Raw genomic sequence first — 12,730 nt, forward strand, 5'->3', positions numbered from 1 at the left:
TAAGAGTAACCATTTAATTTTCAACATTTTAAACTTTATTAAATTTAAAAATATTTTTTGAGTGAGCTCACTCAATTATACCCTGAATTCCGTTTTGTGCTGTAACACCCTTTATTTAAAGATATTGTAAATATAGCGAAACCTGATCTGATTAGCATATATCTCAATATTTTATGAATACTAGGTAAACGACATAAGATATTCAAAACTTGGAGAGGAAAGATGAGCCAAGATTTTAAAAAATGCCCTGTCACCCACCTGACCACTGAAGCTGGTGCGCCTGTGGTCGACAACCAGAACAGTATGACGGCAGGTGCGCGTGGACCTTTGCTTGCCCAGGATTTATGGCTGAATGAAAAACTGGCCAACTTTGTCCGCGAAGTGATTCCAGAGCGTCGTATGCATGCCAAAGGTTCAGGTGCTTTCGGTACCTTTACCGTGACCAATGATATTACCCAATATAGCCGCGCTAAAATTTTCTCTGAAGTCGGCAAAAAAACCGAAATGTTTGCGCGTTTCTCAACGGTGGCAGGTGAACGTGGCGCAGCCGATGCAGAACGTGATATTCGCGGTTTTGCCTTAAAATTCTATACTGAAGAAGGCAACTGGGATCTGGTCGGCAACAATACTCCGGTATTTTTCCTGCGGGATGCCCGCAAGTTCCCTGACCTGAATAAAGCAGTCAAACGTGACCCGAAAACCAACAAGCGCAGTGCCACCAATAACTGGGATTTCTGGACACTCTTGCCTGAAGCTTTGCATCAAGTGACCATTGTCATGTCCGACCGCGGGATTCCGACCGGTTACCGTCATATGCATGGTTTTGGCAGTCACACCTTCAGTTTTATCAATGCCAAAAATGAACGCTTCTGGGTAAAATTCCATATGCGTACCCAGCAAGGCATCCAGAACCTGACCGATGCTGAAGCTGCAGACTTGATTGCTAAAGACCGTGAAAGCAGCCAGACCGACCTGTTTGATGCCATCGAACGTGGTGACTATCCAAAATGGAAAATGTACGTTCAGGTCATGCCAGAACTGGAAGCCGAAACAGTGCCTTATCATCCATTTGACCTGACCAAAGTCTGGCCGAAAGGCGATTATCCACTGATTGAAGTCGGTGAATTTGAACTGAACCGCAATCCGGAAAACTATTTCCAGGATGTAGAACAAGCAGCCTTTGCACCAAGCAATCTTGTACCGGGTATCAGCTACTCACCGGACCGTATGTTACAGGCACGTTTAGTGAACTATGCCGATGCAGCGCGTTACCGTGTTGGCGTGAATCATTCACAGGTTCCGGTCAATGCTGCACGCTGTCCTGTACATTCGAACCGCCGTGATGGTCAGGGCCGTATGGATGGCAACTATGGTTCATTGCCACATTACGAGCCGAACAGTTTTAGCCAGTGGCAGGAACAACCGGAATTCAGAGAACCGCCACTGAAAATCACCGGTGATGCCGATTTCTGGGACTTCCGCGAAGATGACAATGACTACTTCAGTCAGCCCCGTGCCCTGTTCAACCTGATGAATGATCAGCAGAAACAGGCACTGTTTAATAACACGGCCGGAGCAATGGGTGATGCGCTAGATTTCATCAAATACCGTCACATCCGCAACTGTTATAGCTGTGATCCAGCCTACGGCGAAGGCGTAGCACAAGCACTCGGCATGACCGTAGCAGATGCCCAAGCAGCACGTGAAAGCGATCCAGCCAAAGGTTTGCCTAGCTTTCTCTAAGCCAGTTTAGACATGTATAGAAACCACCTTCGGGTGGTTTTTTATTGCGGCATCAAGCAGTATAGAAGCAAGCTGGCACAAAAAGAACTACAACAATGCATCCGAATATTGAAGACATCATTCAACAATACGACATCGTTTTATTTGATGCTGTTTGCGTGATCTGCAATGGCTGGACACGGTTTCTGATTAAATACGATAAAAAGATTCAGTTTAAACTGGTTTCCGCCCAATCGCCTTTAGGTACAGCTCTGCTCGAACATTATCAGATGCCCACTGAACATTACACCACGATGCTCGTCATTCAAGATGGCACACTCTATACCGAATCGACTGCCTTGCTGAAAGTACTGCAGCATCTCGGTTTTCCTTTTAATTTAATGAGCGCAGGTTATTTGGTTCCGCGTTTTATCCGCGACTTTCTGTATCGTGTGATTGCTTTAAATCGTTACAAGCTATTTGGTAAAACCGAGTATTGCCTGATTCCATCCAGCGAAAATAAACGCCATTTTCTGGAAGAAGCTGTTCGTGAATCCTAAACCTGTATTCCTACAACCACTGCGTACTATCCAGCTGACTTTGGTCATACTATGGCTCTATCAGGGACTCATTCCAAAAATTCTGTTCCAATCACCCGCTGAAATTAGCATTTGGCAAAATATGGGTTTTGAGCTGGCACTGGCCAAAGTCTTGGTTGGACTTTCCGGAGGATGTGAAATGCTATTTGGCTTATGCTTTCTGTAGTGGCCATTCAACTCATCCAACAGGAACAGAGTAAAATATTTAAACAATAATTCGTTTGCCTTCACGTATGCAATAAAACGGATTAATCAACTTGGAAGAATGCTTGATGATCTCATGCAACTCATGTTCCGGCGCATCCCGGTTTTCATCCGTGAGCTGAAAAGTACGGTAATGAATCGCCAGTGAACATTTGGCCTGCAAGTCATGATGGGCATGAAAGGCATCTTCCGGATTCATATGGATCGCGCGCATCAGTTCACGCGGTTCATACGCTCCTATCGGGAGTAAGGCAATTCGCGGTGCACCCAGACGTTTACGAATTTCTTTAAAATGTGAGGCGTAGCCACTATCTCCGGCAAAAAAACAATGTTCCTTGCCATGTAATAAAGAAAATCCTCCCCAAAGTGCACAGTTCTGATCGCGCATGCCGCGCCCTGAGGCATGTTGAGCCGGCGTATAGACAATCCGGATCTCTTCAAAAAAGGCACTTTCCCACCAGTCCATTTCATGCACGGTATAATGTTCTGGCAAATACCAGGCATTACCCAGACCGGTATAAATCGGCATCTCAAAAGTGTTGTACAGCCATTCCAGACTGGCCAGATCCATATGATCATAATGGTTATGGCTAAGTAGTACAGCATCAATCTGGGGTAACTCATCCAGAGCAATGCCAGCCGGAATGACCCGCTGCGGCCCTGTGGAAGCCGATGGACTGGCATATTCAGCCCAGACCGGGTCGGTCAGGAAATTATAGGGGCCGATCTGAATTAATGTGGTGGCGTGACCAATAAACCAGACTTGCCAGTCATCCAGAGCTGCATCTGGACGTTGCTGTGGCAATGCGCGCGGACGAGAAAAAAACTCGGCACGTTCCTCGTCAAGATTAACATTCCAGGTCTTAGATTTTCGGGTAATGAGCCATTTATATAAATCAAAGCGACCGCGCGATAGAGATGCATGCTCAAGATTACGAAACTGTTTTCCGTCGAAATGATCTGAATGCAGATACTCAAACACTGGCTTAGACCAGAGATGTTTCCAACTGGATTCCGTGATTAACTGGAATTTTTTAGTTTTGAGAAGATCTTGCATAAACATCCACTATTTATTATTCGCTATATGCAAGACAACAACCTCTTGAAATGGTCAAGCGGTGCATCTTTTAATGAGCATACAAACTAAAAACAGGCACACTGCAACATAGTATGAAATCCGTCACAGAAAATCATGTATGTTTTTGTTATTTTTAGCAAAAAAATGGCATTTCATCTGCCTTATGGCTGGCTGAAGCCTTGGATTATCTAGAAAAATATTGCTCTTGCCCTTCTGTCTAAAAATACAAAATGATACTCAATATTTATAAGCTCATGCTAACAAAAGAGCATGCCTGTCCATTGATGATTTTATAATGGAATTCCCCATACATCAGTATCATCACATCAATTGTGCGAGAAAGGCAAGCTGAGGCCAAAATACCAACCTCAAATGATTCTTAGATCTTTACACACGACCTTGGGTTCGTTCCAGCCATACAGCCTTGGTTTGCGGCTTCACAAATAAAGCAATAATTTCCGGATGTAGCTGTTTAATCTGCGCTTCGATCCGGTTGACACAGGCTTCAATTTCATCAGAAGTTAAATCATCTTTAAATTCCAGACTCAATGATGCAATGACTTGCTGAGCGCCCATCTGCTCAGTCAATACCCCATTGGCACTGAAAACGGCCGTATCCTGTTGAGCAATGTTCAATACATTTTCACGCAGTTTTGGATCTGCCGTTTCACCCAGTAACAAACCTTTGGTTTCACGTGCCAGAAACCAGGCAGATACTGCCAGCACGATACCAATTAAAATCGATGCGGCACCGTCCAATTCAGGAATATTCAGTTGATGCGCCAGAAAAATACCAACCAGAGCAATCACCAAACCGACCAGGGCGGCAGTATCTTCAAATAACACGGTAAAGGTCGTTGGATCTTTACTGTGTCGAAATGCTTCAAAATATCCCAGATTTCCCTTTTGTTTACGAAAGGTTTTTAAAGCCACTGACCATGAAAATCCTTCAAAAAGAATCGCCAGACCCAGCACAATATAATTGATCAATGGATCCCGCATGACTTCAGGCTGAAGAATATGCTGTATCCCTTGATAGATGGACACGATCGCACCCAAGGCAAAAACCATCAGTGCCACAATAAAAGCCCAAAAATACAGTTCACGCCCATAACCAAAAGGATGTTTGGCATTTGCCGGTTTTTCTAATTTTTTCATCCCATACAGCAGTAAAATTTCATTCAAGGTATCCACTACCGAATGAATTGCTTCACTGAACATGGCAGAGCTATTGGTTATATAGGACGCAACAAATTTAACCAGCGCAATCGCCAGATTACCAAATAGAGCTGCATAAACTACGATTTTATTGGATTCAGACATCCTGACACTGTCCTAAATAAGCTTGTGCAAGCTTGAATGATTTATGTATCAAAATCTTAATCATTTATTTTTGAAAGTTGTTTTACAAATTGTTGCTTAGTCGTGATCTCTCACGTTGTTGAATCACTTTACTCTCCACTAAAATAATAAAAGGGCTTTCGCCCTTTTGGTTTTTACAGTTTTAATGCTTGGAAAAATACTGCTCGCGCCACTCTTTCCAGAAATACATGATGATCCCGAACATCACCACAGCAATTCCCGCAAAAGCATGACTGCTGATAATTTCATGATTTAAGGTTGCTCCCAATACCAGAGCGATCACCGGCGTCATCACATTACTCAATGAAACGGTCGAAGCATTTAGACGGCGAATCAGCCAGAAATAACACAGCATTGCCACAATCGAAGACATGATCATGGTAAATACAAAACCGATCATTGCCTGTGTGCTAGGCAACTGAGTCGGCATATGTTGCCAGATAAACGGCACTAAAATGACTGAACCAGCCGCGGAGACCAGCAATGACCCCGTCGCTTGCGACATCGGACTCAAGGGTGCACTAATCTGTTTAACCCAGAAGATTGAGCTGATATAAGACACCATACTGATCAGCATCAGTACCACACCCCAAGGATTAATCTTGCTATCTGCCGAGTCGGCGAAAACAAAACACAAACCAGCGACGGCCACTGCCATGCCGAGCCATTGCAGCCAGATCAATTTATGGGTTTTTAAAATCATATGTCCGATTAAACCGGCGATCAGCGGTGAAAAACCAAAAATTAGCGCCATCAAACCTGAGGTCAGATAATTGGCCGCCAGATAAATAAACAGCTGCGCGCCAATTAAATTCAAACTGCCTGCCAGATAACTTTTCATTGAAGTGCGGTCAAAAGGCAGCGGATCGTGCATGATCTTCAGCAGGAACAGTGCAATAACCGAGGCACCAAAATAGCGAATGATCAGCACCCACATCGGGTGAATCTCGGCCACGCTCCAGACAATCGCCAGTGGCGTTGCCGCCCAGATCAGCACCAATAAAGCGTAAATACTTGCTGTGACCGGCAATGAAGATGAAGAACTCATAAGTCTCCTAAACGAGGCCAAGAAGTTCTGGATCAGCAACTTCAAAAATAGCGTATAGCGAATTCATGCTGAGATGAAGTTTTAATTTTTGATAAATTCATCAAGTTTCGTGCATAAAAAACAGACCTATGCAAAACATAGGTCTGTCCAAAAATATCTCAATACAACTTAAGCAATTTTGCGTAAGTCTTGCGCGATATCCAAATGTTTTTCAACATCAAACGCCGTACTTTTGCTGATCATTTTTTTCAAATGACGCATTTCTTTGGCTGCATTCACGGTAATCCCGCCAACGATCTGACCATCAGTCACACCATACATCACGAATGAATTGTCTGCACCTTTGGCTGCATCCATTTCACCACGGATATGCCATTCAGCTGCGGCCATATCGCCGACAAACTGGAAATTGATATTCAGCTGATCCGTCCAGAACCAGGCCGGATTGGCTTTCGGATGTTCCACCCCCATCACGTGACGCGCAAAGATACCTGCCTGAAGGTTGGCATTTTCCCAGGTTTCCACGCGGCGGTGATTGCCACAGTCACGCAACTGAGTCGCAACATCGCCTGCTGCATAAATGTCAGCATTCGAGGTTTGGCAATGTTCATTGACTTTAATCGCAACATCAACGTCCAGACCTGCATCTACTGCAAGCTGTGCATTTGGCACGATCCCGATTCCGTAAACTACAGCATCAGCACGAAGCTCTTCACCGCCTTCCAGCGTTACCACGACTTCTTCACCATCTAAACGGCAATCTGCAATCTTGGTTTCAAGACGCACATCGACCTGGTTTTGACGATGCTGTTCCAGCAGGAATTCGCTCAGGATTTGTGGTGAACAACGGCCCATGACCATTGGACCCATTTCGATCACAGTCACCTGACAGTCTTTGTAACGTGCTGAAGATGCCAGCTCAAGACCAATCACGCCACCACCAATCAGGATGATACGGCGACCGGCTTGAAGCACAGGCACCAGTGCCTGTGAATCTTCCAGGTTACGCAGGGTATAGACGTGTTTGCCCAAAGCATCGAAGTTTGGTAAACGACGCGCTGCACCACCTGTTGCAAGCAAGAGTTTGTCGTAAGCAACAACATCACCGTTCAGGAGTTCAACCGTTTTCGCTTCGGCATTGATTTTCGCCACGCCATTGCCGCGAATCGCTTCCACGCCTAAATCTGCCAGTTTCTGTTCTGACAGGATTTCGATCTTGGTGTCTTCAGGTTTTAGAATCACATCTTTAGACAACGGTGGACGCTCATAAGGAAGATGGCTTTCATCACCAATTAAAGTGATTTTGCCTTCATACTTGTTGCCACGAAGTTCTAAAATTGCGCTCGCACCTGCCTGGCCAGCGCCCACGATCACGATGTTGTTTACGTTGCTCATTTTCTTAACCTTTTAACTCTGCAGATACGATACCGAAGCCGGCAATCCATTCGCTGATGTCTTCATAGCAATGTGTGGTCATTTCATACTCACCCATTTCGCTTAAGGCAGCGAAGGCAGCCATCCAAGAACGGACTTCCTGACCACCACGACCACCATCATGGCGGATTTCAGCTTCAGTCATCGCTTCTAATGTTGCAAAATCAGCATGCTTGAAGGTTTCTAGCAGGGCAATATCCCATTCAGCATTCAAAGGCACGGCAACTGACGTATCTCCTGCTGCCAGCTTTTGACCCACTGCAATAATCTTGGATTGACGTGCATGACGTGCTTCAGGCGTTGGATAACGACCTGCAATCAGGAACTCTTCTACTTCTGGTGGTACTGCACCCATTTGTGGTGTAGGTGGATCATGTGACAGACCACCGGCACCCAAAACAAGCACACGCTCGTTTTCAAGGTTTAAAGACTTGATGTATTGACCCACAGCATGGCCCAAAGCAATAGTACGTTTGGTGGTTGGCATCGGTGCTGCAGCGCCATTAATAAAAATTGGAATCGTTGGATAACGGTCAAGTTTGCCTTCACACAGGAAATGTAAGGGCTGAGTCACACCATGGTCGGCCTGCATACGGTATGAGTAGGCAACATCCACGCCTTCATCCAGTACACGTCGAACCAGATCTAATGCCTTGTCTTCAGGTACATCAATATGGTCATTGTCTTTACCATAATCCCAGTCACCCGCGGCTTTGGCACGAATACCGACACAGAAACTTGGCATCAGGTCATAGAAGAAACCATTAAAATGATCTGGACCAAAAGTGATGATCAGGGTTGGGTCGTAAGCTTTTACTTCAGCAGAGAGTTTTTCAAAAGCAGCACGAACTTTTTGCTCTTTTGATTGATCTTGAGGTGAAGCAAATTCCATTAAAGGACTGTGCGATGCACAAATAAGTTTAACGGCCATGAGAGACTCCAAAAAGGAAGACTTAAATCCTCCCCAACCCTCCTTTAAAAAGGAGGGAGATTTTCCCCCTCTTTTATAAAGAGGGGTAAGGGGAGATTTTTAAAAGCAGATTTTTATTCGTCAAAGAAACCTGCACGTGGCTGACGTAGGCCACGAATACCCAAACCGCATTCTGCATTGATCAGAACACCAGTCAGAGGACGGTTATTTTGACGAGATGCCAAGAGCACGTATGAACCTGTCATATCTTCCGGTTCAGGCAAGAAATTCAGTGGCATGCCACGTGCAATTTTCTCAGGATCACGCGCATCGAGCAGGCCCACATTTTCCTGATCCAGCGATGCCGCGCCTTTGATATTCACATTCATACCTGACGGTGCAACAGCGTTCACTCGTACTTTAGGCGCAAGCTCATAAGCCAGTTCTTTCATAATGCCCACCCCTGCATGCTTAGATGCAGTATATACAGGGCCTCCGCCAGCGGAGTACAGTGCCGAATTAGACAAAGTAAATATGATAGAACCTTCAGAAGCGATCAATGCATCCAGTGCAGCCTTCGCACCAAGGATCAGAGATTTGGTATTAATCCCCATAATCTCGTCAAAGGCTTTCTCCAGCTGCTCACCAGAGGTATTGACGATATCGGCATAGTGATCCCAGATACCGGCATTACCAACGAAACAATCGAGTTTACCGAAACGTTCCACAGTTGCTTGAACTGCACGAACGTTATCTGCATAGCTGGCTACATCACCTTCGATCGCAAGAACTTTTCCACCGAAGTGTTCATTTAATGCATCTACTTTAGCTTTTGAACGTTGAAGAACCGCAACTTGTGCACCTTCCTCAATAAAACGCTCGACCAAAGCCCAGCCTAAGCCTGAACCACCACCAGTAATAAGTGCAACTTCGCCTTGTAGCCAACCCATGCTTACTCTCCTGCCATCTCTACAAACAATTGACCATCTTCAACAATCACTGGGAATGTTTTGATTGGATCAGTTGCAGGTAAACACAATGCTTCACCTGTTTTTAAACAGAAACGTGCTGAATGCAATGGACATTCCACAGTACCGTCATCTTCCAGATAACCTTCAGACATAGAAGCATTACCATGACTGCATTTATCGTTCATAGCGAAGAATTCACCGCCATTGTTAAATACAGCCAGCGCTTCGATACCGTTTACGCCACAATCTACTTTTAACGCTTCGCCTTCGTCTAATTCGTCAACTTGGCAAACAAAAATCTTATTCATTAGAAGAATACACTCAGGTTATGTGAGCTATATGTCGCTTGATCAAGCGTGATCTTACGGTTGAAGATCTGGAAGCCGAGGCCGCCTTCAACTTTACGGATCTTGTCATGACGTTTACCGCAGTAAATGACAATGTCTTTCTCTTTTTGCGTACGATATAGCAAATAGGTTACGTACACGTCGTATTCGCCTTCAACTTCAGTTGGCTCTACGATCACGTTGCTCACCATGTGGGTGGTACGTGATGGAGGCTCTTCAGCCCAAGCCATACCGGTTTCCAGACGAGCTACACGACGTTCTAAAAGATCTTTCGAATCGTTGAACACCCAAGTTGTAGGTGGTTCAACTGAACGACGACGGTCACGGGTTTGTGCGTTTGGTGTGGTACGTAACGTGTAAGAAATATCTTCAGCTAACGTGTCTAACCATTCGCGGAATTTCCAATCGTCAAGCAATTTTGCTTCGCGATACAGGAACTGACTAATTTGGTGATGAAGTTCTAAGCTGATTTGACTCATTTCATAAGCTCCTTCTCATATTCGTCAGCTGCTTTTTCTACGTCTTCCCATTTTTCATGGATCAATAAATCTGCCCAGCGGCGGTACATACCACGTGCTGCAGTTTCAGAGAAAATGTAGTTGGTGATACCCGGTATACCATCTTCACGTACTTTTTCGTTGCCTTTACCCATTTCCATAATGAGTTTGTTTTGACGCGCTTTATAACCACGTAAAACTTTTTGGATCTCGATCCAGTTTTCAGAATCATCTTGCTCTAGGAAACCGGCTGGACCAAAGGCACGCGTTGCAGAACGCTCAAATGCTTCTTTCACTTCTTGAGATGCTTCAGCATCCGCGATACAGAATGCCCACACTTCAGTTTTGTTTGGACCACGTGGGTGCCATACGCGAAGTGTTGCAGTACCGTTCAACCAAGACAAAGTTGGGAACATGGTGTTGTGACCTGCAAGACGCAGTGCACGAGTCTCGCCTAGGCGCTCTTTAACTTCGTCATAAGTTTCACGGAAGTAGTTGGCAACTTCACCGTCAACCCACACGTTTGCATCTGGTTTCTCTGTGAAGAAGAAGCCTGAACCGTGACCACGTGAACCGTACTGGATCGCGTCTTTGGCAGTTTCCCAAACTGGACGAGCAGTTTGCGCAGCACCTAATTTTTTAGAAGATTCGTCGTCTGGTTTCGCGCCCAATACTTGGATCGCAGAAGCGTGAGAGAACAAGGCGTGGTATTGGTCAGATGCAAACTGTTCCGCTGCAAATTTCCAGTTACACTCGATTTCCCACTTGTGTACACCACCGATGATTTCTGTACCACCTGGACGACGGTCAACAACGCCATCTAAGTACCAAGCGATATCGCCCATGTATTCTTCTAGATCAGGCGTGGTTTCATCCCAACAAGCGAATACCAAGCCTTTGTAAGACTTCACACGATTCACTTCAACCAGACCCCATTGCTCTTTACATGCACCATGTGGGTAAGCACGATCTTCAAGCGGGATATCTTTTAAAGAACCGTCAATGCCGTATGACCAGCCGTGGTACGGGCAAGTAAATGCGCGGGTATTACCACAGTCAGCGAAGCTTACACGCATAGAACGGTGACGGCACTGGTTTAAAAATGCTTTGATTGAGCCATCTTTTTGACGTGCCACAATGATTGGATCTTCACCCATATAGGTGTTGAAGAAATCACCAGCCTTAGGAATTTGGCTTTCATGGCAAAGGAATAACCAAGTACGACCGAAAACACGTTCGAGTTCTAATTCGTAAATGTCAGGATCTGTATAAATAGATGGCGTAATACGTCCATTTTGTGCATCGACTAAAGCATCGATTTCGCGCACATCAATTTTTCCACTCATGAAAAGCTCTCCTGTGACCTATCTTTGGCACAAAGTAATAGACTCAACTTTTCAACGATGATGGATTTGACAGCGTTTTTCGGGAAATATTTTTTTTGTTTCAATTAAGAGCTTAAAACAATTATTAAGCACGTGAATTTTTATATTAAAACATCTATTAATTCCGCCAGAGCATTTAGTTTATGAATGGGAAAATAATCTTCACGACATAGTTGTTTATAGATTATACTTTGAGGAAATTATAGTAAGACATTTTTTGGATTACTCTTTGGGTTGATGACATGGAATTACGACACCTTCGCTACTTTATCACCGTTGCTGAAGAGCTCAATTTTAGTAAGGCAGCACTTAAACTTTATACGGCTCAACCCTCACTTAGCCAGCAAATCAAAGACCTGGAAGAAGATATCGGGGTAAAGCTACTCAACCGGACCAAACGTAAAGTAGAGCTGACCGAAGAAGGCGCCGTATTCCTGGAACAGGCTCGTCTCACCCTTGCACAGGCAGATAAAGCCGTTGCCATGGCACGTCAGGTGTCACAGGCCAAACAGCAAATGCTCCGTATCGGTTTTGTACCGGTGGCCGAGATGAAAATCTTCCCCTATATCTTGCCAAATCTACGTGTACAGAACCCGGATTTAAAAATTGAACTGCTCAGCCTGAACAACAATGAGCAGATGCGTTTGTTAAAAAAAGGCGATCTGGATCTGACATTTACCCGTCATAATTTCAATAGTGATGAAATTGAAAGCCAGTTCGTGATTCGTGAACCGCTGATTTTTCTCCTGCCTAAAGATCACTCCTTAGCAAAATACGAAAGAATTCCTTTTAAAGCATTGAATGGTATTGATTTTATTATTCCATCAGCAGAGCAGTCATTGACCCTGAACCAGGCAATTCTGGACTTTGCCAAAGCCCACGGTATTGAATTCAATATTGTGCAAAAGGCCGATAATATTTTATTTAATATCAACTCGATCGGAATGGGCTTGGGCTGTACCATTTTGCCTGGATATATTGCACCACTGACCATGGACAATACCGTGATTCGTCCGCTAGACGTAGAGTTGCCCTATTTAGACCTGTATGTCAGCTACCATAAAAACAACAAATCCTATGCCGTCAGCAAATTTCTTGAACTTTTGACCCGTGTGTTCTATCTGGATATTAACCGTAGTGAACAAAATTAATCCCATTTCTTCCTCTCATTAA

12 protein-coding genes and 1 pseudogene are annotated in these 12,730 nt (G+C 44.7%); 4 read left to right on the forward strand and 9 right to left on the reverse strand.

Annotated features, from left to right (window positions below):
* Nucleotides 1–222 precede the first annotated feature (222 nt).
* The 3 genes and pseudogenes from FTV42_RS06140 to FTV42_RS06150 all read left to right on the forward strand — a co-directional run.
* Complete coding sequence (locus tag FTV42_RS06140; protein ID WP_180038002.1) at nucleotides 223–1,743, forward strand: catalase; 1,521 nt, start codon at nucleotides 223–225, stop codon at nucleotides 1,741–1,743.
* A gap of 95 nt (nucleotides 1,744–1,838) precedes the next feature.
* Nucleotides 1,839–2,282, forward strand: coding sequence for a thiol-disulfide oxidoreductase DCC family protein (locus FTV42_RS06145; protein WP_180038004.1), 444 nt, complete (start codon nucleotides 1,839–1,841; stop codon nucleotides 2,280–2,282).
* A pseudogene (locus FTV42_RS06150) lies at nucleotides 2,272–2,484 on the forward strand (DoxX-like family protein); the annotation flags it as partial. The gene FTV42_RS06145 and the pseudogene FTV42_RS06150, both read left to right, overlap by 11 nt.
* Nucleotides 2,485–2,526: 42 nt before the next feature.
* Here the strand turns inward: FTV42_RS06150 and FTV42_RS06155 are convergent.
* From FTV42_RS06155 to hcaE, 9 genes are all read right to left on the reverse strand, one after another.
* Entirely contained in the window at nucleotides 2,527–3,582 is a 1,056-nt protein-coding gene (locus FTV42_RS06155) for an MBL fold metallo-hydrolase (protein ID WP_180038006.1), read from the reverse strand.
* A 408-nt stretch (nucleotides 3,583–3,990) separates the two neighbouring features.
* Entirely contained in the window at nucleotides 3,991–4,926 is a 936-nt protein-coding gene (locus tag FTV42_RS06160; protein WP_180038008.1) for a cation diffusion facilitator family transporter, read from the reverse strand.
* A 181-nt stretch (nucleotides 4,927–5,107) separates the two neighbouring features.
* Nucleotides 5,108–6,013: a DMT family transporter gene (locus FTV42_RS06165; RefSeq protein WP_004729430.1), complete on the reverse strand. Its 906-nt coding sequence runs from the start codon at nucleotides 6,011–6,013 to the stop codon at nucleotides 5,108–5,110.
* 168 nt (nucleotides 6,014–6,181) lie between these two features.
* Nucleotides 6,182–7,408: a 3-phenylpropionate/cinnamic acid dioxygenase ferredoxin--NAD(+) reductase subunit gene (gene hcaD / locus FTV42_RS06170; RefSeq protein WP_180038010.1), complete on the reverse strand. Its 1,227-nt coding sequence runs from the start codon at nucleotides 7,406–7,408 to the stop codon at nucleotides 6,182–6,184.
* 4 nt (nucleotides 7,409–7,412) lie between these two features.
* A complete protein-coding gene (locus FTV42_RS06175) occupies nucleotides 7,413–8,378 on the reverse strand; it encodes a 3-carboxyethylcatechol 2,3-dioxygenase (RefSeq protein WP_004729426.1) in 966 nt (321 codons plus the stop codon).
* Between the two features lie 113 nt (nucleotides 8,379–8,491).
* Nucleotides 8,492–9,307, reverse strand: coding sequence for a 3-phenylpropionate-dihydrodiol/cinnamic acid-dihydrodiol dehydrogenase (gene hcaB, locus FTV42_RS06180; RefSeq protein WP_121980303.1), 816 nt, complete (start codon nucleotides 9,305–9,307; stop codon nucleotides 8,492–8,494).
* A gap of 2 nt (nucleotides 9,308–9,309) precedes the next feature.
* Nucleotides 9,310–9,636, reverse strand: coding sequence for a 3-phenylpropionate/cinnamic acid dioxygenase ferredoxin subunit (gene hcaC, locus FTV42_RS06185; RefSeq protein WP_004278517.1), 327 nt, complete (start codon nucleotides 9,634–9,636; stop codon nucleotides 9,310–9,312).
* Complete coding sequence (gene hcaF, locus FTV42_RS06190; protein WP_004647365.1) at nucleotides 9,636–10,154, reverse strand: 3-phenylpropionate/cinnamic acid dioxygenase subunit beta; 519 nt, start codon at nucleotides 10,152–10,154, stop codon at nucleotides 9,636–9,638. Before hcaF ends, hcaC begins: the two co-directional genes overlap by 1 nt.
* Complete coding sequence (gene hcaE / locus FTV42_RS06195) at nucleotides 10,151–11,518, reverse strand: 3-phenylpropionate/cinnamic acid dioxygenase subunit alpha (RefSeq protein WP_004278520.1); 1,368 nt, start codon at nucleotides 11,516–11,518, stop codon at nucleotides 10,151–10,153. The genes hcaF and hcaE overlap by 4 nt, the downstream gene beginning before the upstream one ends.
* Before the next feature lie 281 nt (nucleotides 11,519–11,799).
* On the opposite strand from hcaE, the gene hcaR reads away from it, so the two are divergent.
* Complete coding sequence (gene hcaR / locus FTV42_RS06200; RefSeq protein ID WP_180038012.1) at nucleotides 11,800–12,708, forward strand: DNA-binding transcriptional regulator HcaR; 909 nt, start codon at nucleotides 11,800–11,802, stop codon at nucleotides 12,706–12,708.
* Nucleotides 12,709–12,730 lie beyond the last annotated feature (22 nt).

The organism is Acinetobacter sp. YH16052 (assembly GCF_013417155.1).
Lineage (GTDB): Bacteria > Pseudomonadota > Gammaproteobacteria > Pseudomonadales > Moraxellaceae > Acinetobacter.